General features: G+C 69.3%; 28 protein-coding genes and 1 pseudogene. 14 read left to right on the forward strand and 15 right to left on the reverse strand.

From position 1 onward, the window contains the following. The first annotated feature begins 37 nt into the window (after positions 1-37). Positions 38-1,513: an SLC13 family permease gene (locus tag FQU85_RS01465; protein ID WP_145843776.1), complete on the forward strand. Its 1,476-nt coding sequence runs from the start codon at positions 38-40 to the stop codon at positions 1,511-1,513. Here the strand turns inward: FQU85_RS01465 and FQU85_RS13755 are convergent. The 7 genes and pseudogenes from FQU85_RS13755 to dapA form a co-directional block, all read right to left on the reverse strand. After that, positions 1,510-1,644: pseudogene (locus FQU85_RS13755) on the reverse strand (hypothetical protein); the annotation flags it as partial. The gene FQU85_RS01465 and the pseudogene FQU85_RS13755 sit on opposite strands and share 4 nt — an antisense overlap. 21 nt (positions 1,645-1,665) lie before the next feature. After that, positions 1,666-2,706 carry a M20 family metallopeptidase gene (locus FQU85_RS01470; protein WP_145843777.1) on the reverse strand — a complete coding sequence of 347 codons (1,041 nt, stop codon included), beginning with the start codon at positions 2,704-2,706 and terminating at the stop codon, positions 1,666-1,668. Next, a complete protein-coding gene (gene dapF, locus FQU85_RS01475) occupies positions 2,703-3,527 on the reverse strand; it encodes a diaminopimelate epimerase (protein ID WP_145843778.1) in 825 nt (274 codons plus the stop codon). Before dapF ends, FQU85_RS01470 begins: the two co-directional genes overlap by 4 nt. Further along, positions 3,524-4,744, reverse strand: a complete 1,221-nt coding sequence (gene lysA, locus FQU85_RS01480; RefSeq protein WP_145843779.1) for a diaminopimelate decarboxylase — start codon at positions 4,742-4,744, stop codon at positions 3,524-3,526. The genes dapF and lysA overlap by 4 nt, the downstream gene beginning before the upstream one ends. Continuing rightward, positions 4,741-5,559: a 2,3,4,5-tetrahydropyridine-2,6-dicarboxylate N-succinyltransferase gene (locus FQU85_RS01485; protein WP_145843780.1), complete on the reverse strand. Its 819-nt coding sequence runs from the start codon at positions 5,557-5,559 to the stop codon at positions 4,741-4,743. The genes lysA and FQU85_RS01485 overlap by 4 nt, the downstream gene beginning before the upstream one ends. Beyond that, complete coding sequence (gene dapB / locus FQU85_RS01490) at positions 5,556-6,317, reverse strand: 4-hydroxy-tetrahydrodipicolinate reductase (RefSeq protein WP_145843781.1); 762 nt, start codon at positions 6,315-6,317, stop codon at positions 5,556-5,558. The genes FQU85_RS01485 and dapB overlap by 4 nt, the downstream gene beginning before the upstream one ends. Continuing rightward, positions 6,314-7,189, reverse strand: a complete 876-nt coding sequence (gene dapA, locus FQU85_RS01495; RefSeq protein WP_145843782.1) for a 4-hydroxy-tetrahydrodipicolinate synthase — start codon at positions 7,187-7,189, stop codon at positions 6,314-6,316. The genes dapB and dapA overlap by 4 nt, the downstream gene beginning before the upstream one ends. Before the next feature lie 279 nt (positions 7,190-7,468). On the opposite strand from dapA, the gene FQU85_RS01500 reads away from it, so the two are divergent. Together FQU85_RS01500 and FQU85_RS01505 are read left to right on the forward strand one after the other, a co-directional pair. Beyond that, the gene (locus FQU85_RS01500) at positions 7,469-8,110 is read left to right on the forward strand and encodes a metallophosphoesterase (RefSeq protein ID WP_145843783.1); all 642 of its coding nucleotides are present in this window, start codon (positions 7,469-7,471) and stop codon (positions 8,108-8,110) included. A 29-nt stretch (positions 8,111-8,139) separates the two neighbouring features. Further along, entirely contained in the window at positions 8,140-8,637 is a 498-nt protein-coding gene (locus tag FQU85_RS01505) for an NYN domain-containing protein (RefSeq protein WP_145843784.1), read from the forward strand. On the opposite strand, the gene FQU85_RS01510 is transcribed toward FQU85_RS01505, so the two are convergent. Beyond that, entirely contained in the window at positions 8,634-8,816 is a 183-nt protein-coding gene (locus FQU85_RS01510; protein ID WP_145843785.1) for a hypothetical protein, read from the reverse strand. The genes FQU85_RS01505 and FQU85_RS01510 overlap by 4 nt on opposite strands. An 85-nt stretch (positions 8,817-8,901) precedes the next feature. Between FQU85_RS01510 and FQU85_RS01515 the strand changes: the two genes are divergently transcribed. From FQU85_RS01515 to FQU85_RS01525, 3 genes are all read left to right on the forward strand, one after another. Further along, positions 8,902-9,366 carry a PUA domain-containing protein gene (locus FQU85_RS01515; RefSeq protein ID WP_145843786.1) on the forward strand — a complete coding sequence of 155 codons (465 nt, stop codon included), beginning with the start codon at positions 8,902-8,904 and terminating at the stop codon, positions 9,364-9,366. 67 nt (positions 9,367-9,433) lie between these two features. After that, positions 9,434-9,808 (forward strand): nascent polypeptide-associated complex protein, encoded by a 375-nt coding sequence (locus FQU85_RS01520; protein WP_145843787.1) that lies wholly within the window; start codon positions 9,434-9,436, stop codon positions 9,806-9,808. Further along, positions 9,805-10,524: a tRNA (adenine-N1)-methyltransferase gene (locus tag FQU85_RS01525; RefSeq protein WP_145843788.1), complete on the forward strand. Its 720-nt coding sequence runs from the start codon at positions 9,805-9,807 to the stop codon at positions 10,522-10,524. Before FQU85_RS01520 ends, FQU85_RS01525 begins: the two co-directional genes overlap by 4 nt. 149 nt (positions 10,525-10,673) lie before the next feature. Here the strand turns inward: FQU85_RS01525 and FQU85_RS01530 are convergent, their stop codons facing one another. The 3 genes from FQU85_RS01530 to FQU85_RS01540 all read right to left on the reverse strand — a co-directional run bounded on the left by FQU85_RS01530 (position 10,674) and on the right by FQU85_RS01540 (position 14,220). Continuing rightward, positions 10,674-12,425, reverse strand: a complete 1,752-nt coding sequence (locus tag FQU85_RS01530; protein WP_145843789.1) for an acyl-CoA carboxylase subunit beta — start codon at positions 12,423-12,425, stop codon at positions 10,674-10,676. Between the two features lie 161 nt (positions 12,426-12,586). Then, positions 12,587-13,432 (reverse strand): class 1 fructose-bisphosphatase, encoded by an 846-nt coding sequence (locus tag FQU85_RS01535; protein ID WP_145843790.1) that lies wholly within the window; start codon positions 13,430-13,432, stop codon positions 12,587-12,589. Next, on the reverse strand, positions 13,432-14,220 hold the full coding sequence (locus FQU85_RS01540) for a class I fructose-bisphosphate aldolase (protein ID WP_145843791.1): 789 nt from the start codon (positions 14,218-14,220) through the stop codon (positions 13,432-13,434). Before FQU85_RS01540 ends, FQU85_RS01535 begins: the two co-directional genes overlap by 1 nt. A gap of 91 nt (positions 14,221-14,311) precedes the next feature. On the opposite strand from FQU85_RS01540, the gene FQU85_RS01545 reads away from it, so the two are divergent. The 3 genes from FQU85_RS01545 to FQU85_RS01555 all read left to right on the forward strand — a co-directional run bounded on the left by FQU85_RS01545 (position 14,312) and on the right by FQU85_RS01555 (position 15,808). Beyond that, positions 14,312-14,605: a hypothetical protein gene (locus FQU85_RS01545; RefSeq protein WP_145843792.1), complete on the forward strand. Its 294-nt coding sequence runs from the start codon at positions 14,312-14,314 to the stop codon at positions 14,603-14,605. Between the two features lie 48 nt (positions 14,606-14,653). Continuing rightward, the gene (locus FQU85_RS01550) at positions 14,654-15,517 is read left to right on the forward strand and encodes a 3-hydroxyacyl-CoA dehydrogenase family protein (RefSeq protein WP_145843793.1); all 864 of its coding nucleotides are present in this window, start codon (positions 14,654-14,656) and stop codon (positions 15,515-15,517) included. A gap of 105 nt (positions 15,518-15,622) precedes the next feature. Beyond that, complete coding sequence (locus FQU85_RS01555) at positions 15,623-15,808, forward strand: hypothetical protein (RefSeq protein ID WP_145843794.1); 186 nt, start codon at positions 15,623-15,625, stop codon at positions 15,806-15,808. 57 nt (positions 15,809-15,865) lie between these two features. On the opposite strand, the gene FQU85_RS01560 is transcribed toward FQU85_RS01555, so the two are convergent. Continuing rightward, positions 15,866-16,906, reverse strand: coding sequence for a phytoene/squalene synthase family protein (locus tag FQU85_RS01560; RefSeq protein WP_145843795.1), 1,041 nt, complete (start codon positions 16,904-16,906; stop codon positions 15,866-15,868). Positions 16,907-16,995: 89 nt separating this feature from the next. Between FQU85_RS01560 and FQU85_RS01565 the strand changes: the two genes are divergently transcribed. From FQU85_RS01565 to FQU85_RS01580, 4 genes are all read left to right on the forward strand, one after another. Then, positions 16,996-18,126 (forward strand): acyl-CoA dehydrogenase family protein, encoded by a 1,131-nt coding sequence (locus FQU85_RS01565; protein ID WP_145843796.1) that lies wholly within the window; start codon positions 16,996-16,998, stop codon positions 18,124-18,126. 207 nt (positions 18,127-18,333) lie between these two features. Next, positions 18,334-18,606 (forward strand): hypothetical protein, encoded by a 273-nt coding sequence (locus tag FQU85_RS01570; protein ID WP_145843797.1) that lies wholly within the window; start codon positions 18,334-18,336, stop codon positions 18,604-18,606. Positions 18,607-18,827: 221 nt separating this feature from the next. Next, positions 18,828-19,994, forward strand: a complete 1,167-nt coding sequence (locus FQU85_RS01575; protein WP_145843798.1) for a thiolase domain-containing protein — start codon at positions 18,828-18,830, stop codon at positions 19,992-19,994. Then, the gene (locus tag FQU85_RS01580) at positions 19,991-20,353 is read left to right on the forward strand and encodes a Zn-ribbon domain-containing OB-fold protein (protein WP_145843799.1); all 363 of its coding nucleotides are present in this window, start codon (positions 19,991-19,993) and stop codon (positions 20,351-20,353) included. Before FQU85_RS01575 ends, FQU85_RS01580 begins: the two co-directional genes overlap by 4 nt. Here the strand turns inward: FQU85_RS01580 and FQU85_RS01585 are convergent. The 3 genes from FQU85_RS01585 to FQU85_RS01595 are packed head-to-tail and all read right to left on the reverse strand — an operon-like array spanning position 20,330 to position 22,673. Then, positions 20,330-21,265: an alpha/beta fold hydrolase gene (locus tag FQU85_RS01585; RefSeq protein WP_145843800.1), complete on the reverse strand. Its 936-nt coding sequence runs from the start codon at positions 21,263-21,265 to the stop codon at positions 20,330-20,332. The genes FQU85_RS01580 and FQU85_RS01585 overlap by 24 nt on opposite strands. A gap of 25 nt (positions 21,266-21,290) precedes the next feature. Beyond that, positions 21,291-22,259, reverse strand: coding sequence for a methylmalonyl Co-A mutase-associated GTPase MeaB (meaB, locus tag FQU85_RS01590; RefSeq protein ID WP_145843801.1), 969 nt, complete (start codon positions 22,257-22,259; stop codon positions 21,291-21,293). Further along, on the reverse strand, positions 22,260-22,673 hold the full coding sequence (locus FQU85_RS01595) for a cobalamin B12-binding domain-containing protein (protein WP_145843802.1): 414 nt from the start codon (positions 22,671-22,673) through the stop codon (positions 22,260-22,262). It lies immediately after the preceding gene. 126 nt (positions 22,674-22,799) lie between these two features. Between FQU85_RS01595 and FQU85_RS01600 the strand changes: the two genes are divergently transcribed. Continuing rightward, a complete protein-coding gene (locus FQU85_RS01600) occupies positions 22,800-23,399 on the forward strand; it encodes a DUF420 domain-containing protein (RefSeq protein ID WP_145843803.1) in 600 nt (199 codons plus the stop codon). The last annotated feature ends 88 nt before the right edge of the window (positions 23,400-23,487 follow it).

The raw sequence follows: 23,487 nt of genomic DNA on the forward strand, positions 1-23,487 counted from the left end.
ACAGCGCTTTTCCCGATACCCGGAGACGAGGGAGGTGATGAATCAGCGGAACGCGCTCACCGTCCTGGGGGCGCTCGCGCTCACCGGACTGGTGGCGTTCGGGCTGTCCCCGGAGGGGTTGTCGACGACCGGACGGTACGCGCTGGCGACCGGCGTGTTCGCGGCCGTTCTCTGGGTGACGGGCGCGCTCCCGCTGTCCGTGACGGCGCTCTGCGTCCCGGTACTCCTCACCGCGCTCGGCGTGTCGTCGATGGAGGGCGCGCTCTCCGGATTCGCAGACCCCGTCGTCTTTCTCTTCCTCGGGACGTTCGTGCTCGCGGGCGCGCTCCGCGACAACGGTATCGACCGCGCCGTCGCGTTCGCGCTCCTCCGACGGGTCGGCTCCACGCCCCGGCGAACCGTGTTCGGCGTGATGCTCGCGACCGCCGTGCTGTCGATGGTCATCTCGAACACGGCGACGGCGGCGCTGATGGCTCCCGTCGCGCTCGGGATCGTCGAATCCGCGGACGGCGGGCGAAACTTCCGGGTGGCGATGCTGCTCGGCGTCGCGTACGCGGCCTCCGTCGGCGGGGTCGCGACGCTCATCGGAACGCCGCCGAACGCTATCGTCGTCGGCCAGCTCGACGACCTGCTCGGCGTCACCGTCTCCTTCGTGGACTGGCTGCTCGTCGGCGTGCCGCTCGCCGCGGTGAGCCTCCCCGTCGTCTGCGCCGTCCTGCTCGCCGTCTTCCCGCCCGCCCTCGACACGGACGCGCTCGATCCGTCCGCGCACCCCGACACCCCCGCGCTCGACCCCGAGGGGCGACGCGCCGCCGCCGTGTTCGCGTTAGTCGCCGGTCTCTGGGTCGTCGGCGGCCTCAGCTTCCTCCTCGACGGCGTGCTTCCGACGGCGTGGCAGGTGACCGTCTTCGGCGGAACGGGCGAGTCCGTGCTCGGCCCGCTCGGACATCAGGGGCTGCTGTACTACGCGCTCGTCGGCCTGCTCGCCGTGCCGCTCCTCGTACTCGTCGGCGCGGCGGACGAGGACAGCCTCCGGAACGTCGACTGGCCGACGCTCCTGCTGTTCGGCGGCGGCATCAGCCTCGCTGACGCGCTCGGCCAGACGGGCGCGACCGAGTGGCTCGCGGGCGCGCTGTTCGGCGGCCTCGCCCTCCCCTCCATCGTCCTCCTGCTCGCCGTCGTCGCGCTCGTCACCGTCGCGCTCTCCGAACTCGCGTCGAACACCGCGACCGCTGCCGTGATGGCACCCCTCCTCATCGGCGTCGGTCTCGCCGTCGGCCCCGCGTTCGGAATGACCGGTCCGAACGCCGCGACCTATCTCGCGGTCGGGAGCGCCGCCGCCGCGAGTTTCGGGTTCGCGCTCCCCGTCGCCACCCCGCCGAACGCCATCGTCTATGGCACCGGCGCGGTCACCCGCGCGGAGATGCTTCGCGCGGGCGTCCTCCTCGACCTCGCGCTCGTTCCCGTTCTCACCGCGGTTCTCACGGTCGTCTTCGCGGTCGTAGCGTTCTAGGCGACGCCCTGGAGGAGTTCCCCGACGGCGAACGCGACCGCCGCGGCCGTCATCCCGACGGCGAGCATCTCCGCGCCCGCCCAGTACCACTCGCGGTCGGTGACGAGCGCGCGGGCCGCGCCGACCGCGAAGAAGGCGACCGCGGCTTAACGCTATCCGACGAGTTCGGCGAGCGCGTCCGTGACGATGTCCGCGGCGCGTTCCACCTCGCGGAGGTCGACGTACTCGTCGCTCGAGTGCGCGACGGCGAGGTCGCCCGGGCCGAAGACGACGGTCGGCGCGTCCGCGGCGAAGTAGGACGCCTCGGTGGCCGCGCCGAACGGCCGCGGGCGGCCCGCGCCGGCCGCGACGAGCGCTTCGACGACGCTCGCGTCGCTCGGCGTGTGGAAGGCCTCGAGGAAGGGCGTGTCGCGCTCGGCGCGCGCGACGGTCGCGGTCACGTCGTCGGGGACGCGGACGCCGACGTGGTCTGCGAACCCGGCGAAGAAGTCGGCCTCGGTCTCGGGCGGAACGCTCCGGCGGTCGAACGTGACGACGGCCTCGCTCGGCACCCGGTTCGTCGCGTCGCCGCCCCGAATCTTGGTGGCGACGAGCGTCGGCGGCCCCAGTTCGGCGTGCCTGCTCGGCCCGTGTTCGTCGTCGTAGGCGTCGAGCGCGTCGAGGACGGGCGCGGCGGCCTGAATCGCGTTCGCGCCCTCCTGGGGCTGGGCGGCGTGCGCGCCCTCGCCGCCGAGTTCGACGGTGCCCTGGAAGCGGCCGCGGGCGCTCGTGCAGGCGTTCAGGCCCGTGGGTTCGCCGACGATGTACCCGTCAGCACCGAGGTCGAGGGCGTGCGCGCCCGTCGAGTCCGTCTCCTCGTCCGGCGTGACTGCGAGCGTCACCCGGCCCGACTCGGGACTGATGCGGTCGAACGCCGCGAGCAGGGCGGCGAGCGGGCCTTTCGCGTCGCACGACCCCCGTCCGTAGAGGGTGTCGCCGTCGCGGCGGGCGGGGACGTGCGGCGGCACGGTGTCGATGTGGGTGTTCAGGACGACGTGCGGCCGGCCCGACCCCCGCGAGGCGAGGACGTTCCCGGCGTCGTCCACCGCGGGGTCGTACGCGGCGAGTTCGTCGAGGAGGAGTTCGCGCATCGCGTCCACGTTCTCGTGGGAGGGCGTTCGAACGGCGCGTTCGAGGAAGTCGACAGGTGTCACGTGTCCACCTGCCGGGCGGGCGTCGCGTCGGCCTCGCCGTCCCCGACGACGGTCGTGGGGCCGTGGAGCACGGCGGTGTCGCCGTCGAGGTCGATAGTGAGCGTGCCGCCGGGCGGGGAGACGCTGACGGTGGCGTTCTCGGGGACGCGGCCCTCGCGGGCGGCGACGACCGCGACCGCGACCGCGCCCGTCCCGCAGGACTGGGTTTCGCCCTCGACGCCGCGCTCGAACGTCCGCTGGCGGAACCCCGTCTCGGTTGCCTCAGCGAACGTCGCGTTCGCGCCCTCGGGGAAGCGGTCGTGGTGGCGAATCGGCGGGGCGTCCGCGTCGATGTCGACGGCGTCCACGTCGTCCACGAACGCGACCGCGTGCGGGACGCCGGTGTTCACGGCGGTGACGGGGTAGCCCGCGATGTCCTCGCGAATCAACGGGGCGTCGCCGGTGACGGGGACGGCCGCGGGGTCGAACGCGGGCGCGCCCATCTCGACGGCGACGTCGTCGCCGTCCACGACCGTGCGGCGGGTGCCGGCCTGGGTGTCGAGCATCACCTCGTCGGCGTCGGTGCGCGCGGCGACCCAGCGCGCGGCGCAGCGCGCGCCGTTCCCGCACATCGCGGCCGTGCCGCCGTCCGGCTGGACGAGCGTCATCACCGCTCGCGGCGGCTCGGTCGCGTCGTTGACCGCGAGGAAGAGTACGCCGTCGATGCCGAGGTCTGCGCACAGCGACTGCGCGAACGCGCCGCGATCCGGGACGTGCTGTGCGTTCGCGTCGACGATGGCGAAGTCGTTGCTGGTGCCGTGGTAGAGGTCGTAGGGAATCATGCTTCGTGAGTGGTGAGGTCTGCGAGGGTCTCGCGCCGACGGACGAGGCGTTCGTCGGCGCCGTCCAGCGCGACGACCGCGGGACGCGGTCGCGAGTTGTACGTGTTCGCCATCTCGACGCCGTACGCGCCGGCGTTCCCGACGGCGAGCGTGTCGCCGCGTTCGACGCGGGGGAGGTCGCGGCCCTCGGCGAGGACGTCCGCGCTCTCGCAGACCGGGCCGACCACGGAGGTCGGAACGGTGATGCGGTCGGCGGCGTCGGGCGCGAGGCTGCGGACGGCGTGGTAGGCGTCGTAGAGCGCGGGCCGAATCAGCGTCGTCATCCCGGCGTCCACGCCGGCGAGCAGGTCGCCGTCGGTCTCCTTCGTGGTGTTGACCGTGGCGAGGAGGACGCCGGCGTCGGCGACGAGGTAGCGGCCGGGTTCGATAGCGAGGTCGACGTCGAGGCCGGCGAGGGCGTCCCGGGTAGCGGTCGCGACGGCGTCGAGGTCGAGCGGGGGTTCGGACTCGCGGTAGGGGACGCCGAACCCGCCTCCCACGTCCACGCGGTCGAGCGTGACGGGGCTCTCGGCGACGAGTCCGGCGAGCGTCTCGACGACGGTGCGGTGGTCGTCGCGGTCGCTCGCGGTCAGGAGGCCGCTTCCCGTGTGGGCGTGGAGGCCGCGCACGTCGAACCCGCGGTCGTCGGCGTCCGCGAGGACGCCGTGCACGCGGTCGCGGGCGACGCCGAACTTCGCGTCCGCGCCCGTGGCGACCTCCGCGGAGTGGCCCGCGCCGACGGCGGGGTGGACGCGAACCAGCACGCGCCCGGCGAACCCGCGCTCCGCGAGGCGGTCGAGCGTGTCCGCGGAGCCGACGGTGACGGTGGCGTCCGTGCCGGCGAGGCGGTCGACCGCGTAGTCGAGGTCGCGCGCCGGCGGATTGACGGGCGTGTAGTGGACGTCGCTCGGGTCGAATCCGGCGTTGAGCGCGCGCTTCAGTTCGCCGGCGCTCGCGCACTCCGCGCCAGCGCCCGCCTCGCGGAGCGTGGTGAGGACGTGCCGGCCGGCGTTCGCCTTCACGGCGTACAGCACGTCCGCGTCCGGGAACGCGTCCGAGAGCCGCCGGTAGTTCTCGCGGACGCGGTCGTGGTCGTGGACGTAGAGCGGCGTGCCGTGCTCGTCGGCGAGCCGGCGGAGGCGGGTGTCCGCCCAGTCCGCGAGCCGGCGGACGCTCACCGGAGTTCGTCCTCCCGCTGGCTGGCCTCCAGCGTCTCGTTCTCCAGTTCGGTCGCGACGACGGCGGGCTTGTACGCCGCGCCCGGGATGAGGTCGTTGTCGCTCACCGAGGACTCCACGAACCGCGCGAACGCCCGTCGCTCCGGCGGGAGTTCGCCGTACAGCACCTCGTCCTCCACGAGGTCGTAGACGGGGATGCGGGGGGAGAGCAGGGTGTTCTCGCCGACGACGGAGTTCTCGCCGACGACGAACCCGGAGGTGACGCGGCAGCCCGCGCCGAGGCTGACGCCGTCCTCGACGACGACGGGTGCGTCCTCGACGGGTTCGAGGACGCCGCCGATGAGCGTGTTCGCGCCGAGCTTCACGTCGCTCCCGATCTGCGCGCAGGAGCCGATGGTGTCCGAGGAGTCGACGAGCGTGCCGTCCCCGACGTACGCGCCGATGTTCACGAACGAGGGCGACATCATGATGGCGTTCGAGCCGACGTACGCGCCGCGGCGGATGACGGTTCCGTCGGGCGTGTTCCGAGTGCCGCGGTCGCCGAGGTCGGCGGTGTCGCGGAGCGGGAGCACGTCGTGGTAGGTGACGCCCCCGTACTCGCGGGCCTCGGTCGCGCGCAGGCCGAAGTTCAGGAGGATGCCCTGCTTCACCCACTCGTTCGCCTCCCACGACCCATCGGCCTTCTCGGCGGCCCGAATCTCGCCGGCTTCGAGCGCGTCGAGGAAGGCGTCGAGCGTCTCCTCGGCCTCACTGAAGGACGCGTCGTCGGTCTGGTGGCGCTGCCACAGGTCGGTGATTTCGGATTCGAGTGTCATAGGTCGGCTGCGATGTCGGAGAATCGGTAGTAGGCTGGCTCTGCGTCCTGTACGAAGCCGGCGGCGTCGAGCGCGCCGGCGGCGAACACGCCGCGGTCGCCCGCGCGGTGCGTGAGCGAGAGCGACTCGTCGTTGCCGGCGAGCAGGAGTTCGTGTTCACCCGTGATGTCGCCCGCGCGGCGGGCGTGCACGCCGATTTCGCCGGGCTGTCGGGGGGCGTCGCCCTCGCGGCCGTGCACGCGCTCGGCGGCGTCCTCGCGCTCGGACTCGACGGCGTCGAGGACGCGCTTCGCGGTGCCGCTGGGGGCGTCTCGCTTCCCGCTGTGGTGGGTTTCGGTGAGTTCCACGTCGTACTCGGGGAGCGCCGCGACTGCCGTGCGAGCGACGGCGAGGAGCGCCTGCACGCCCCGGGAGAAGTTCGCGCCGCGCACGACGGGAATCGAGTCGGCTGCGTCGCGGAGGACGGCCTCGTCGGCCTCGCTGAATCCGGTGGTGCCGGTGACGATTGGGACGCCCGCGTCGGCCGCCGCCGCGGCGTACTCGACCGCCGCGTCGGGGACGGTGAAGTCCACGAGGGCGTCAGGCTGGTGGTCGTCGAGGGCGGCCGCGAACTCCGCGGGTGTGACGACGGGCGCGTCGGTGTCCGCGTCGTCGGGCGTGCGGGAGACGGCGAACGCCACGGAGAGGTCGCGCTCGCGGGCGGCAGCGAGGACTTCGCGACCCATGCGGCCGGTCGCGCCGGTGACGCCGACTCTCATAGCTCGGCGAGGACGGCGTCGAGTCGGTCGATCGTCTCCTCGCTCGCCGGCGACAGCGGGTCGCGGAAGGTCGCGGTGCCGTGGCCGCGGAGTTCGAGTGCGTGCTTCACGGGCACGGGGTTGGTCTCCGCGAACAGCGCGCGAAAGAGCGGGCCGAGTTCGTGGTGCACGTCGCGGGCGGCCGCGTACTCGTCGTCGTGGGCGCGCTCGACCAGCTCGACGACGCGTTCGGGTTCGACGTTCGCGGCGACGCTGATGACGCCGGTGCCGCCGACGGCCATCGTCGGGAGCGTCATGGCGTCGTCGCCGGAGAGCACGGCGAACGCCTCGTCGCGGGTGCGTTCGGCGACTTCGCCGATGCGGCCGAGGTCGCCGCTCGCGGCCTTGTACCCGACGATGTTCTCGTGGTCGGCGAGCGACACCGCGGTCTCCACGGCGATGTTTCGACCGGTGCGCCCGGGGACGTTGTAGATGATCTGGGGGACGTCGACCTCGTCCGCGATGCGTCGGTAGTGGGCTTCCATGCCGGCGGGTTCGGGGCGGTTGTAGTACGGCGAGATGAGGAGGAGGGCGTCCGCGCCCGCATCGACGGCGCGCCGGGAGAGCGAGACGGCCTCGTGGGTCGCGTTACTCCCCGCGCCCGCGATGACGGGCACGTCCACCGCGTCGACGACGGTCTCGATGACGTCGATGTGTTCGTCGTGCGTGAGCGTCGCGGACTCGCCCGTGCTGCCGACCGGAACGAGGCCGTCGACGCCCGCGTCCGCGAGTCGGCGGGCGTCCGCCGCGAGCTGGTCGTGGTCGATACTGCCGTCCGCGTCGAAGGGCGTCACCATCGCCGGGAAGACGCCGGATGTGAGGTTTCGTGTCATGTGTCTCGGGAGTCTGTGGTTGGAGCGTGGTTCGAATCGGGAACGGCCCGGCACGAAATGTCAGTCCGCGCGGAGCCACTACTGCGCGCGTTTGCGTTTCGTACCCGAGGAGAAGACGGCGCCGGCGCTCCTCGCCGCGGACGACCGAGTGGAGCGCGCCTGGCACATACACCAGTTTGGGAGGGCGTGTCGTAAAGCGTTGTCGCCGCACGCAACCTCTGCCGTCCGCAGAGCGCTGCCGCCCGGGTTTATGTGGGCCGCGCCCCGACGGTGACGTGAATGCTCGTTCTCGGAGACGCACACGCGAACGAACCCGACCGACGCCAGGCGCTCCTCGCCGCGTACCGCGCGAGCGACGCCGACGTGGCGCTCCAGGCCGGCGACCTCTTCTACTACCGCCTCCCGATAGAGACGTACTTCATCGCCGGGAACAACGAGGACTTCGACGTCATCGACGCGCTCCGCCACGGCCGCATCGAGAGCGACCGCGTGAAGAACGCCCGCCTGCTCGCGAGCGACGCCGCGGCCGTGCGGGGACTCCGCGTCGCCGGTCTCTCGGGGAACTACGCGCCCTCGCGATACAACTACGCTCGCCGCGACCTGCGCGACGACCGCCGCCGCCACTTCGTCCGCGAGGACGTAGAGGCCGCAGAAGAACTGGACGACGTGGACGTGCTTTTGACGCACGAAGCCCCGCACGGCACGCCCGTCGAGGAGGAGTACGAGGTCGGGTGTCAGTACATCGACGAACTCCTCGACGCGCTCGAACCCGACCTCTGCCTCGTCGGCCACCACCACCAGCACACCGAGTCGACGTACGGCCCGACGCGCGTCGTCACGCTCGCGCCCGCGTGGGAGTCCTACTACGACCTCGCCCCCGACACCCTCTCGCTCACTCGGTTCGAGACGCCGGACGCGTAGTTTTTAGGACTGGACGGCACAGACCGGGTATGACGGACATCCACGCCGACCAGCGCGTCGCCGTGCTGGCGGACGCGCAGAACCTCTATCACTCCGCGCACAGCCGGTACTCGCGGAACGTCGACTACGCCAGCCTGCTCTCCGAAGCCGTGCAGGATCGCCGGCTCACGCGCGCCATCGCGTACGTCATCCGCGCCGACAGCCCGAACGAGGAATCGTTCTTCGAGGCGCTCGTCGACATCGGGTTCGAGACGAAGATCAAGGACATCAAGACGTTCGGCGACGGGTCGAAGAAGGCCGACTGGGACGTGGGGATGAGCCTCGACGCCGTCACGCTCGCCGACCACGTCGACACCGTCGTGCTCTGCACGGGCGACGGCGACTTCTCCCGGTTGTGCAGTCACCTCCGCCACGAGGGCGTCCGCATCGAAGTGATGGGGTTCGCGTCCAGCACGGCGGACGAACTCAGGGAGAGCGCGGACGCCTTCGTCGACCTCGGCGACCGCGAGGACACGTTCCTGCTCTAGACGGAGCGCCCATCCTCGCTCGTGCCGATAAGGAGGCTGCCGCCGGCGAGGAGCATGGAAGAGACCGCAGCGAGGCCGAGCGAGACAGCACCACTGTTCCAGTTGATTCCGGTCCAGAGGATGAGGAGTATTCCGACCGCGAGGAGCGCGCCGCCGGAGAGGACTTGCTGGTTTACCATCTTACGCGGGGGTAGTTCGGCAGGCCATATAAGCCATTCTCCATCGGTTCGACGGGGTTTTGCGGGTCGCGATCCCTGAACGGGTATGGACGAGTTCGCGGTGCTGCGGCGGATGGCGGTCTACCAGTTCGGTCGCGGAGCGGACGACGCGCTGTTCCCGGACGGCGAGGAGTTCCGCGTGGAGCGCTCGGCGTCGGGGCGGCCGCGGCAGGTCGCGAGCGACGACGGCCGCCTCGTCTCCGTCGGCATGGACGGCCGGTTCACGCTCGGCATCGCGGGCGGCCGCCGCCTCTACGACGCAGTCGACGGCTACCAGGTGACCGTCGGCGACGAGAGCGAGCCGTTCGTCCGCGACGGCCGGAACGTCTTCGCGAAGTTCGTCACGGCCGCGGACGACGCCATCCGGCCCGAAGACGAGGTCGTCGTCGAACACGAGCGCGGCGAGGTCATCGCCGTCGGCCGCGCCGAACTCGACGCGCAGGGCATGCTGGACTTCGACTCCGGGATGGCCGTGAAAGTGCGAGAGGGCGCGGGCGGCGACGACGAGTAACCGAGTGACGCGAGCGCTGTCGGCCCGACCCGCCATGTTTTTTGCCGCGCGGCGTAACTCTCCGGGTATGTTTGGAGGAGGCGGCGGGATGAATCCGCGCAAGATGAAGCAGATGATGGAACAGATGGGGATCGACGTGGACGAACTCGACGCCACGGAGGTCGTGATTCGACTCGAAGACGGGTCTGAGCTCGTGTTCGACGACGCGGACGTGACGCGAATGGACGCGCGCGGACAGGAGACCTACCAGGTCATCGGCGAGCCCGAGGAGCGCGAGAGCACCGCGGGCGAGGTCGAATCCAGCGAGGAGGAGTCCGGCGGGATTCCGGACGAGGACGTGGAGCTCGTCGCGGCCCGCGCGGGCGTGAGCGCCGAGGAAGCGCGCGAGGCGCTCGAAGCGACCGGCGGCGACCTCGCGGCCGCTATCGACCGCGTAGAGTGATACTGGTCGTTCGGGGCGACCGCGAATTCCTCTGTGAACCCGGGGAGGAAGTCCACACGGATCTCGGCGTCATCACCCTCCCCGAGGACGTGGAACCCGGTGACACCGTCGAGACCCATCTCGGCGAGGAGTTCCGGGTGCGCGGCCTGCGCGGCCCCGACCTCTTCGACCACCTCGAGCGAACGGGCGCGCCGATGATGCCGAAGGACATCGGTCTCGTCGTCGGGCACACGGGCGCGTCGCGCGGCGACCGCGTGCTCGACGCCGGCACGGGCACGGGCGTGCTCGCCGCCTACCTCGGCCGCCTCGGCGCGACCGTCACCACGTTCGAACGAAAGGCGGAGTTCGCCGCGGTCGCCCGCGAGAACATGGAACTCGCGGACGTATCCGACACGGTGGACGTGCGAACCGGCGACCTCACCGACGAACTCGACGGCCTCGGCGAGTTCGACCTCGTCACGCTCGACACCCCGAACGCGCCCGAACTGGTCGAACGGATTCCCGACCACCTGGCCGGCGGCGGCTTCCTCACGGTGTACTCGCCGTTCGTCGAGAACGCTCGCGACTCCGAACTCGCCGCGCGCGACGCCGGCCTCGCGGAAGTCGAAACCCGCGAGACCGTCCAGCGCTACATGGACTTCGACGACCGCGGCAGCCGTCCCAGCACGGGCGGCGTCGGCCACACCGGCTACCTGCTGTTCGCGCGGAAACCGTAGGGTGACTCAGTAGAAGACGTTCGCGCGGACGAGCGGCTCGGAGAGCCCGGTAGTTCGCGCGATTCACTCGCGGCGAAGCCGCGAGCCTTTTTAGTGAAGGTTTTTACCGTGGGTGGTCGCGCAAAGCGCGACACGAACGGTAAAAAAGTTCAGATGATGGTGCCGTGTTTCTTGTCCGGCACGTCCTTCTCGACGGTCTCGTAGAAGTCGAAGCGGTTCACGAGTTCGTCGCGGAGCGTGCTCGGCGGGACGATGTCGTCGATGACCACGTCGCTCGCCATGCGGTGGACGTCGATGTCCTCGCGGTACTCCTCGCGGAGCTCCTGTTCGCGCTTCTTGCGTTCTTCTGGGTCGTCGATGTCGTTGAGTTTGTTGGCGTAGACGGCGTTGATGGCGGCTTCGGGCCCCATGATGGCGATTTCGCCGGACGGGAGGGCGATGGTGGATTCGGGGTCGTAGGCGGGGCCGCTCATGGCGTAGATGCCCGCGCCGTACGCCTTCCGGACGACGACGCACTGCTTGGGGACGGTCGCCGCGCTGGTGGCGTAAATCATCTTCTTGCCCTTCTCCAGGATGGCGTCCTTCTCGACGCCGCTACCGGCCATGAAGCCGGGCGTGTCGGCGAGGTAGAGGAGGGGGATGTTGTAGGCGTCGCAGGTCCAGACGAACTCGGCGGCCTTCTCGGCGGCGTCGGGGAAGATCGCGCCCGCGCGCTCTGCGGGCTGGTTCGCGACGATGCCGACGGGCCGGCCGTCGACGCGCCCGAACCCGGTGAGGATTTCCTTTCCGTAGGATTCCTTGAGTTCGAAGAAGCTCTCGGCGTCGACGACGCGCTCTACGACCTCGTGCATGTCGTACGCGCGGTTCGGGGCGTCGGGGATGACCGCGTCGATTCCCTTCGGGGACTTTTCGGGCGGTCTGCCGTCGGTCTGCGGGGGTTTCTCGTCGCTGTTGTCCGGGAGGTAGCTGGTGAGTTGGGCGACGAGTTCGCGGGCGTGTTCCTCGTCGGTGGCGACGAGGTCGGCGCTCCCGGACTCCTCGGCGTGCATTCGCGCGCCGCCGAGTTCCTGCATGTCGATGTCCTCGCCGGTCACCATCTGCACCATCCGCGGGCTGGCGATGGCCATCGCGCTCATCCCCTCCACCATCACGGTGAAGTCCGCGAACACGGGCGTGTAGGCCGCACCGGCGATACACGGCCCGTAGAGCACGCAGATCTGGGGGACGCGTCCCGACAGCTGGGAGTGGTTGTAGTAGTACTTCCCGATGCCCTCGCGGTTGGCGAAGAACCCGGACTGCTGGTCGATACGCCCGCCGGAGGAGTCCATCAGGTAGAGCACGGGCTTTCCGGTCTTGAGCGCGCGCTGCTGCATCCGGAGGAACTTCTCCACGCCCTTCTCCGCCATCGACCCCGCCTTCACGGTGAAGTCGTTCGCCATGAAGTGGAGGTCGCGACCCTCGAACTCGGCCGCGCCCGTGATGAGTCCGTCCGCGGGCAACTGGTCGTCGGAGTCCCACTCGGCGAACCGGCCGTCCTCGAACAGAATTCCGTCGTCGCCGTCGCCGGACTCCGTCCGGCTGCCAGCCGAGCTCTGCTCGGCGTTGAACCAGAGGTCGAGGCGGTCGCGGACGAACAGTTTTCCCTGCTCGGAGAGGCGTTCTTTGTACTTCTCCGGGCCGCCTTCGAGGATTTCCTCTATTTCGTCCCACAGCTCGTCTTCGCGGTCGGTGGGTTCGTACTCCTGTTCTGGTTCCGACTCGTCGGGCCCGTCGCGGGTCGCGGCGGGGGTGTCGCTCTCCCCGACGAAGACCGCGACGTCGTCCCGGTAGTGTTCGGCGAGCGCGGCGGCCACCGCCTCCGCCTCCTCGGCGGTAGCGTTTGCACCGATGCGAACCTTCATACTGGCCAGTTCGGCGAACCGGTTTGAAACAGTTTCCCCTTACGCGCCCCGGCGTTCGACGTGCGAGACGACTCGGGCGGCGAACCGGGAGCGCGCTCGTCTTCCTCGGATTCGCGCGTGTCGGCGTCCAGCACGCACACCGTCCTAAAGAGAATAGCGGTCTAGAGGGACTCCACGCGCGACACGTACGCGTCGTTCCCGACGAACACGGGCGTCCGCTGGTGGAGTTCCGTGCAGTCCGCGTCGAGGAGGCTCTGCGCGCCATCGGTGGACGCGCCGCCCGCGGCTTCGACGACGTACGCGATGGGCGCGCCCTCGAAGAGGAGGCGGAGTTTGCCCGCGGGGCGGTCGCGGAGACCCGGGTAGCCGAAGACGCCGCCGTACGTCAACACCTGACTCACGTCGGCTATCATCGCGCCGCCGTACCGGAGCTTCAGTTCGTCCTCGACCTCGCGCACGAACGCCTCGAAGGACTCCGTCCAGTCGGGGACGCGCCCGCCGAACCCGTACACCGTCGGGTCGTCGGGGAGTTCAACGGAACCCACGTCGCGTGGCGTGCCGTCCTCGACGACGTACTCGGTCGCCGTCGCGTCGCTCGCCGCGCTCTCCGATCCGCCCTCCGCGACGACCATCGTCGTGATGGGGCCGTAGAGCGCGAATCCGGCGGCGACGAGTTCGGTTCCGGGCGCGGGGAGCGGCGCGTCGTACACGCCAACGACGGTTCCCATCGGGTTGTTCGACTTGAGGTTCGAGGAGCCGTCGAGCGGGTCGACCGCGACGGAGACGCCGTCGCCGGCGTCCACGACGTCTGCCCGTTCCTCGCTCGCGTACGCGCCGACGGAGTCGAGCGCGGTGAGGCGTTCTTCGAGCAACTCGTCCGCCCACACGTCCGCGGCGAGCTGGGTCTCCCCGCTCTCGTTCTCCCCGTCGGTCTTCCGGCGGCGTCCCGGGAGGCCGGCACGAATCTCGGGCGCGGCCGCCGCGACCGTCTCGAAGACCTCGTGCATCAGAGGTAGTCGAGCGCCTCGTCGACGCTGGCTTCCTCGAAGATGACGGCTTCGAGCGCGTCCAGCATCTCGCGGGGGTTCTCGCGCTGGAAGACGTTCCGCCCGACCGCCAGCCCCACCGCGCCGGCGTCGATAGCGTCGGAGACCGTGGTGAGGAAGTCCTCGTCGCTCGTCTTCGACCCGCCGGACATCACGACCTTCGTCGGGCCGGCGGCCGCGACGGCGTGCTCCATCGCGTCCTTGCTCCCGGGGTACTTGACCTTCGCCACGTCAGCGCCGAGTTCGAGCGCCTGCCGCGCCGCGTACGCGATGGTTCCGGGGGAGGTGTCGTTCTTCAGGCCCTGTCCGCGCGGGTACGACCACATCACGACGGGGAGGTCGTGCTCGCGCGCGGTCTCCTGCGCCTTCCGGAACTCCTCTGCCATCTCGATTTCGTTGTTCGACCCGCCGTACAGCGTGAAGCCGACCGAGGACGCGCCGAGTTCGGCGGCGTAGTCCACGCTGCAGTTCACGGCGGAGTCGGGTTCGCCCATCCAGAGGTTCGAGGTGCCGTTGAGCTTCAGGAGGAGGTTCACGTCGTCGTACTGGTCGGCGTAGGCCTCCGCGACGCCCTTCTGCACCGCGAACCCGGTGACCGCGTCGTGGGTCGCCACGTCCCAGACGGTCTCGGGATCCATCGTCTCGGGCACGTCCTCGAAGTCCACGGGGCCGTGTTCGAGGCCGTGGTCGTACGCGAGGATGAGTACTTTGCCGTCACGCGAGAGGGGGGTGTCGTCGAACGGTCGCATACGCGACTGTCCGGCGCGCCCGACTATAAAACCAGTCAAGACGCACGCGCCCGACCCAATCTTTTTATCCGGCACGTGAAAGGTTCGGACGATGCCCTCCACTAGCATTCCGGACTCACTCGTCGGACGCCTCCGATGGGCGCTCGGCGAAAGCCTCGTCGTCGCTGGAATATTCGCGTTCTGGATACTGCTCGCCGCCGCGCTCAACACAGCCCTGGGTATCCTCACACGCGTACTCGCGGCCCTCAACGTTCACGCGATTTACGTGGTTGACGATCTCGCGGTTCTATGGCCGACCGTCGTCCCGCTCGCATTCGTCACAGCTGTGCTCTACGCGGTCGTTCGCGCCGGAACGCTCCTCATCGACCAGTATCGGAACGAGTGAGCGGACGACTCCGCTACCTTTAGGCACGACTCGCGTCGAGAACGCGGTATGCGTGGATTCGACGAGATAGAGACCGTGGGCGTGGTCGGCGCGGGAACGATGGGGAGCGGCATCGCACAAGTCGCGGCGACCCACGGCTACGACGTGGTGATGCGGGACGTCGAGGAGGAGTTCGTGGAGTCCGGGTTCGACACCATCCGGGACAGCCTCGCGCGGTTCGTGAAGAAGGAGAAACTCACCGAGGACGAGAGCGACGATATCGTGGAGCGGATCACGGGAACAACGGCGCTCTCTGACCTCGCGGACGCCGACCTCGTCGTGGAGGCCGCGGTGGAGAACATGGACGTCAAGCAGGACATCTTCGCCGACCTCGACGCGACCGTGGACGAGGACGTGGTGCTCGCGACGAACACCAGCACGCTCTCCATCACCACCATCGCGTCCGCGACCGACCGCCCGAGCCAGGTTGTCGGCCTGCACTTCATGAACCCCGTGCCAGTGATGAAAGGCGTCGAAGTCGTCGCGGGCGAGAAGACCGACGACGACGTGACCGCGCTGGCGCACGAGTTCGCGGAGTCCCTGGAGAAGGAGACCTGGGAGTCCGACGACAAACCCGGGTTCGTCTCGAACCGAATCCTGATGCCGTGGATAAACGAGGGCGTCCGCGCGCTCGACGAGGGCGTCGCGACGAAGGAGGACATCGACACGGGCATGAAACTCGGCACGAACGTCCCGATGGGCCCGCTCGAACTCGCCGACCACATCGGCCTCGACGTCTGCCTCGACGCCACCCAGACGCTCCACGAGGAGCTCGGCGACCGCTACAAGCCCGCCTACCTCCTCAAGCGGAAGGTCGACGCGGGCGACCTCGGGAAGAAGACCGGGAAGGGCTTCTACGAGTACGACGACTGACCACCGACGGTGTCGGCGGCGGCCCCTACCGAACCGGGCTGACTGCGGTGCTCGCGCGAGGCCGCGTTGCCAACTGTTTTGGTACGTCCGCTACGAGAGGAGCGTATGGACTACGACTTCCCGCGCGCTGTCGGACCGCTCGTCCTGATAGTCGCCGCCGCGACGGTCGCGCTCACGAGCGTGATGACCGCTTCGACGGTCTTCATGATGGTACTGCCCTCGATGGTCGTCTTCTCGGTCGTCGCGTTCTACCTCGGGATGAAGCACGGCGAGTTCCGCGCCGGCAACTAGGCACCTGCGGGCGAACCGAATCCGCGACGCGGCGGCCGTCGCGTGCTCGTTCGCGCCTCAGTACGTGTAGGGACTGTCCGCGATGTCGTCCCGCAGCCGGTCGAGGTCGTCGCGGCGAACGCCGTCGCTGAACCGCTGGATGAGCGAGAACACTTCCGTTTTCGACACCTTCGCGTCGCCCGTCCGGAGCACGTCCCTGGGCCGCTGGCGGAGTTCACGCATCGTGCCGACGGCGAGGAGGTACGGGATGGCCCACGCGGCGAGCGTGTTCCCGTACGTGAGCGGTAGGTGTTCGAGGTAGGTCTGCGCGCCGTCCGCGTACTCGTCTGCGTGCCCGACGAGGCGTTCGATGACGGCCGCGACCTCGGCCTCGTTCGCCGGGTCGTTCACGGCGTCCTGGTCGATTCCCGCTTCGGCGAGCCACTCCGCGGGGAGGTAGACGTTGTCCTCGCTCTCGTAGTCGTCCCGGACGTCCTTCGCGACGTTCACGAGCTGGAGGAGGAGCGCGAAGTCCTCGGCGTTCTCGCGGAGCACTTGCTCGCGCTCGGGGGACGTGTGGCGGACGAGGAGGTTCGTCACGAGGTCGCCGACGGTGCCGGCGGCGTACCAGCAGTACTCTTCGAGTTCCTCGACGGAGCGGATGCGGAGGCCGCCGGTGTCGGCGTGGCGCGCGACGAACTCCGCCATCCCCTCGACGAGTTCGCGGACGGGCGGCAGCATCGCGTTGCGGTCCGCCGCGGGGAGGCTCTGGAACGCGGCGACCGCGCGGTCGGCGTTCGCGACCACGTCCCAGTCCGCGTTCCGATCCGCGGGCACCCAGGGTTCGACCGCGTCAGCGAAGTCCGCGACGGTCGTGTCGCTCGCGGGGTCGAGCGTGTCGGCGTACGTCCGGAGGACGGCGGCCTTCTCGTCCGCGGGGATGTGGCCCGCGTCTTCGACGGTGTCCGCGACCCGACACAGGAGGTACCCGACGCAGATTCGGGACGCCATCGGCTCCTCCAGTACGTCGACAGTGATGGCGAAGGTTCTCGAAACCCCCTCGACTGCGTCGAAACACCACGCCACGTCGGCGGTTCGGCTGCTCGCACGCTCGCGCATTGCCCCCACAAACGGGCCGCAGAACTGAAAAGCCACCGGGCGAGAGTCGCGAACGGAACCCCTAAGGATTGACACTCAAAGACTAGTGTATGGATTTCAGCCCGAGCGCGGAACAACAGCAGATTCGGGAGATGGTAGCGGAGTTCGTGGACGAGGAAGTGAAACCGCGCGCGGCGGAGATCGACGAGACCGACGAGGTGCCGTGGGATCTCATCGAGCAGATGGGGGAACTGGGCCTGATGGGGATGCCGTTCCCCGAGGAGTACGACGGCGCGGGCCTCGACTACCACTCGTACGCGCTCGCGCTCGAGGAAATCGCGCGCGGCAGCGGCGGCCTCGGCACCGTTGTCGCGGCGCACACGAGCCTCGCGGGGAACGTCGTCTACCACTACGGGGACGACGACCAGGTCGAAGCGTACCTGCCGGCGATGAACCGCGGGGAGGACATCGGCGCGTTCGCGCTCTCCGAACCCGGCGCGGGGAGCGACGTGCCCGCGATGCAGACCACGGCGGAGAAGGAGGGCGGCGAGTACGTGGTGAACGGCGGGAAGCTCTGGATCTCGAACGGGTCGGTCGCGGACACCGTGACGCTGTTCGCGAAGACTGGCGACGAGGAGATTTCGACGTTCGTCGTCCGGCCCGAGGAGGACGACGGCTTCATCGTCGAGGGCACGGAGGACAAACTCGGCGATAAGGGCTGTCCGACCGCCGAGCTCCGGTTCGACGACATGCGCCTCCCCGAGAGCCGGCTGCTCGGCGAGGAGGGCGACGGCTTCCGGCACGCGCTCGAAACCCTGAACGGCGGCCGCATCACCATCGCCGCGCGCTCCATCGGCATCGCGCGCGCCGCCCTCGAAGACTCGCTCGAATACGCCCAAGACCGCGAGCAGTTCGACCAGCCCATCAGCGAGTTCCAGGCCATCCAGCACAAACTCGCGGACATGGACACGAAAGTCGAGTCCGCGCGCATGTTGATGCACAAGGCCGCGGACAAGAAGATTCGGGGCGAGGACTACATCAAGGACGCCGCGCAGGCGAAACTCTACGCGAGCGAAATCAGTCGGGAAGTCGCGAACGAAGCCATCCAGATTCACGGCGGCTACGGCTACACAAAGGACTTCGACGTGGAGCGCTACTACCGCGACGCCAAACTCAACGAAATCTACGAGGGGACGAGCGAAATCCTCCGGAACACGATTGCGCGGCGGATGATGCAGTAGGCGGAGGGGGCGTTCCTGGAGGACATGAAAAGGGCGACGAGCGCCCCCGGCGCGAGGAGGGCTTTCCGGAACACGATTGCGCGACGGCTGCTGCAGTAGACGGCGCGACGCAGTGCTGTGCGGTGGGGGGACATTGAAAGGGGCGAGCGAAGCGAACGAGGGGCGTTCGACCAAAACACCCGTAATCGTTCGGGGAGTGGTCGGGGTATGACCGACACCGCTGAGGGCAACGGCATCACCGCCCGGTACTACGAGACGGACGAGGAGCGCGTCCTCGAGTTCGAGAAGGACAGCCACACGGCGGCCATCGCCCAGAACATCGAGGGGTACGCGATGCTAAAAGTCCGCCCGACCGCGGACGGCGACGAGCTCGAACGCTACTACGGCTTCGACATGGCGCTCGACCACGCCGCCGAACTCCTCCACGCCGACCCTGCCGACCTCCCCGTCCCCGAGCGCGCGGACGACATGGGGATGTGAACGCACTTTTTTCGCTTCGGGTCGCGCGAAGTGCGACCGCTCAGCCAAAAAATCTGCACGAAAAAACACCGCGAGCGCCGCCGGCGCTCGCGGTTCAAGTCAGTTCCGCACTACCAGCCCCCGGATTCGTGGCCCGCCACCGCGAACCCGAGTTTCGTCAATCGTCGATTTCCATCGCCGGTTTCGCGCTGTTTTTACGGTGAGTTCTCGTAGGTTCGAGTATGACAGACCCCCGGGTCGCGGGTGTGGGACTCACTCACTTCGGGTCGCATCCCGCGCGGACGAGTCGTGACCTCTTCGCGGAGGCCGGGTTGGCGGCGCTGGACGACGCCGGCGTCGACCCCGCGGACGTGGAGGGCGTGTTCTACGGGAACTTCATGGGCGAAATCGCCGAACACCAGGGCCACCAGGGGCCGCTGATGGCGGAGGCCATCGGCGTGGACGCGCCGGCGACGCGCTACGAGTCCGCGTGCGCGTCCAGCGGCGCGGCGCTCCGGCAGGCCGTGCAGAACGTCCGGAACGGTGAGGCGGACGTGCTCGTCGTCGGCGGCGCGGAGCGCATGACGAACCTCGACACCGCGGAGACGACGGAGGCGCTCGCCATCGCGGCGGACGACCTCTACGAGGTGCGCGCGGGCCTGACGTTCCCGGGCGCGTACGCGCTGATGGCGGCCGCGTACTTCGACGAGCACGGCGGAAGCCGCGAAGACCTCGCGGAAATCGCGGTGAAGAACCACGCGAACGCCGTCGGGAACGAACACGCGCAGTTCCAGCGCGAAATCACGGTCGAGGACGCGCTGGACGCGCCGATGGTCGCGAACCCGCTCGGCCTGTACGACGCCTGTCCCATCACGGACGGCGCGAGCGCCGCGGTGCTCGTGAGCGAGTCCTACGCGGCGGAACACGACCTCGACGCGGGCGTCGCCGTCACCGGGACGGGCCAGGGCGGCGACAAGATGGCGCTCCACGACCGCGAGGCGCTCGCGCGCACGCCGGCCGCGAGCGACGCCGCGGACGAGGCGTTCGCGGACGCCGGCATCAGCACCGGCGACGTGGACGTGGCGGAGGTCCACGACTGCTTCACCATCGCCGAGGTTCTCGCGCTCGAAGGCATGGGTTTCTTCGACGAGGGCGAAGGGATTTCGGCGGCCGCGGACGGCGTCACCACGCGCGACGGCGACCTTCCGGTGAATCTCTCCGGCGGCCTGAAGGCGAAGGGCCATCCGGTCGGCGCGACGGGCGTCAGCCAGCTCGCGGAGCTCACCAGCATTCTCCGCGGCGACCACCACAACAGCGAGCACGTCTCCGACGCCCGCGTGGGCGTCGCGCACAACGCCGGCGGCACGGTCGCGTCGGCGACTGTTCACGTGTTGGAGGTCCAAGAATGAACGACGGACACGACGAGTTCCTCGACGCGGTAGAATCGGGCGACGGCTACTACCTCGAATGCGAGAACGGCCACGGGAGCCTGCCGCCGCGCATGGTCTGTCCGCACTGCGGCGACCGCGACCTCACTGAGACCGCGCTCCCCGAGACGGGGACCATTGATTCCTACACGGTGGTGCACGTGCCGACGCCGGCGTTCGCGGACGAAGCGCCGTACGTGACGGCGGTCGCGGACTTCGGGCCGGTGCGGCTGACCGGGCGCGTGCTCGCGGACGCGGACGCGGTGGAGATCGGTGACGAGGTGTCGGCGTCGGTCGGCGGCGCGGACGAGTCGCGCTCAGTCGTCTTCGAGCCGCGGTAGTTCGCGCGCGAGCGCGGACAGGAACACGTCGGGGTGTTCCGCGTGCGGCGTGAGTCGCGCCTCGTTCACGACGACGAGGCGCGTGTCGCCTTCTTCTGCGAGCCGCCGCCCTTCGGTGAGCGTGGTGAGTTCTGCTTCGCGCCCCCAGACGAGCGTGACGGGGGCGTCGAGGTCGGCGAGCTGGCTTCCCAGGTCGACGACGGGGTCGAGGTAGCCGCCGACGAACGACGCGGGCGCGAACCGCGCGTTCTCTTGATGGCTCGTCCGCCACTGGTAGTCCACGGTCTCCGAGTCGACGTTCTGCGGGTGGTAGTAGGCGTCGCGCTGGTCGAAGTACTCGAGGCTGGGCTTGGAGACGAGGAGGTTGAACAGGCCGGTGCCGACGACGGGCGCGCGGAGGAGCGCGCGCAGCCACGGCCGCTCGACGGTGGTGTCGGCGGCCGGGCAGACGAGTACGAGCCGTGAGAAGTCTGCGTCGGCGGCGGCGATGGCCGCGTGCGCGCCCGAGAGTGAGGACGCGAGACAGACCGCGTTCTCGGTTCGGTCGCGAGCGAAGTCGCGAACGAACGACTCGTAGAGGTCGGTCGTGTACGCGACCGCGGGCCGGTCGCTTTGACCGAACCCGGGGAGGTCGGGCGCGAGCACGTGGTACTCCTCCGCGAGTCGGTTCGCAATGCCGCGGAACTCGTGGGTGCTCGCGGCCGCGTGAATCCCGTGCAGGAGGAGGACGTCGGGGTCGCTCGGGTCGCCGCGCTCGGTGTACGCCACGTCGAACCCGCGCCAGCGATAGGTGTGTCGGTCGCCGTCCAGTCCGGGGGAGAGGTCGCCGGCGCGCGCGGTGAGCAATCGATTCACGGCCGCCGTGCCGGCGAGACCGCCGGCTGCGCCGGCGAGGAGTCTGCGGAGACGCATACGAGAAGTGGGGGTCGCGAGTCGCTTAGTCGTTGTGTCGGACGGCGTCGCGGAACGGTTCGAGCACGTCGTCCGCCACGGAGTACGGGTCGGTTTCCCGTCGGACGACGCGCTCGACGAGGTCGTCCATGCCGCCCCGTCGTTCCACTTCCTCCTCGACGAGCGCGCCCGCGTCGTTCCGCAGGAGTGTGCGGATCTCCTCGGCGGTGCGCTTTCGCTCCAGCTCGTCGCGCTTCCCGGTCTCGTCCAGCCAGTCCGCGTGCGCGTCGAACACAGAGAGGAGTTCGTCGACGCCCTCGCCCGTGTTCGCCACGGTCTCCACGATGTCGGCCTCCCAGTCGTCCTCGTCGCGGTCGCGCATCTCCAGCATCCCCCGGAGCTCCTGTACTGTTTTGTCGCTCCCGGCGAGGTCGGCCTTGTTCACGACGAACACGTCCCCGATTTCGAGGATGCCGGCCTTGAGCATCTGCACGTCGTCGCCGCTGCTCGGCGGGACGAGCACCGCGACCGTGTCCGCGGTCTTCACGATATCCACTTCGTTCTGCCCGGCGCCGACGGTCTCGATGAGTATTTTGTCCTTCCCGAACGCGTCGAGCGCCTTCACCGCGTCGCTCGTGGCGGTGGAGAGGCCGCCGAGGGTGCCGCGCGCGCTCATCGACCGGAAGAACACGTCCATGTCGCCGACGTTCGACCCCATCCGGATGCGGTCGCCGAGCACCGCACCGCCCGAGAAGGGACTGGACGGGTCGACGGCGATGATGCCGACCGTCAGGCCGCGCTCGCGGTACTCGGCCGCGAGTTTGTCGACGAGCGTGGACTTCCCGGCGCCGGGGCTGCCGGTGATGCCGACGACGTCCGCGTGGCCGGTGTGGTCGTGGAGCGCGGCGACGATGTCGCGGTAGCCCTCGCTGCGGTTCTCTATCTTGGTGATGGCGCGCGCGAGCGCTCGGTGCTGTCCGTCGAGGAGGTCCGCGACCAGTTCTGGAGGTGCCATCTAGCGTTCGGGCGCGTGTTCGCGGATGAACTGGATAGTCTCTTCCATCGGCGTGCCGGGGCCGAAGATGGCGTCGACGCCGGCGTCTTCGAGTTCGTCGCGGTCTTCGTCGGGGATGATGCCGCCGACGAGCACGAGCGTGTCGTCGAACGCGCCGTACTCCTCTAAGCCCTCGATGACTTTCGGGACGAGCGTGTTGTGTGCGCCGGAGAGGATGCTGATGCCGACGACGTCAACGTCCTCCTGTACGGCGGCCTGTACGATGTCCTCGGGCGCCTGGTGGAGGCCGGAGTAGATGACCTCGAACCCGGCGTCGCGGAAGGCGCGCGCGATGACGTGCGCGCCGCGGTCGTGACCGTCGAGACCGACCTTCGCGACGAGGCAGCGGATCTTGCGTTCCGAACTCTCACTCATACGCGGAGAATCACCGGTAGCGGGTTTCACTCTAACGGAACCTATTATATCCTAATTGTACTTAGGCAACCATAGTTGTGGTCGGGAAAGCGAAACACCGTAGGCGCCGCCGGACGAATTCGGGGTATGGCAGGCTTCCGCGACTGGGCCCGGGAGAACCCGCGCACGCTCACAATCGCACTCTCGATTCTCGGGTACGCACTCGTGTTCGGCGCGTTCGGTGGCGTCCTCCCCGTCCCCACCATCGGGAAGGAGACGGTCGACCTGTTCAGCCACCTCATCGCCGCCGTCAACACGCTCGCGCTGAGCGCGCTCCTCCTCGGCGTCTACCTCGTGAAGCAGCGCCGCCTCCGCCAGCACCGCGCGGCGATGCTCACCGCGTTCTCGCTCATCATGGTCTTCCTCGTGCTCTACCTCTGGAAGGTCGGCGGCGGCTACGAGAAGGAGATCGTCATCCGACAGGGCCAGTTCCTCGCGGACTACGAGTCCATCGTGTACGGCGCGTACCTCCTGATGCTCGCCGTCCACATCTTCCTCTCCGCGGTGTCGGTTCCCGTCGTCCTGCACGCCGTCGTGCTCGGCCTCACCCAGCCCATCGACCGCCTCGGCGACACGCTCCACCCCCGCGTGGGCCGCATCGCCGCGGCGGCGTGGTCGCTCAGTCTCTTCCTCGGCGTCGTCACGTACTGGATGCTGAACCACGTCTACTCGGCCGTGCCGCGGTAGCTGTCGCTCGCGAGTTGTTAGAGTAGACGGGGTAGGTCGGCCGGTGCGTGACCCGCGAGGCGGGCTGAAAGGTGACCGACAGACCGTG

This window comes from Salarchaeum sp. JOR-1, assembly GCF_007833275.1.
Lineage (GTDB): Archaea > Halobacteriota > Halobacteria > Halobacteriales > Halobacteriaceae > Salarchaeum.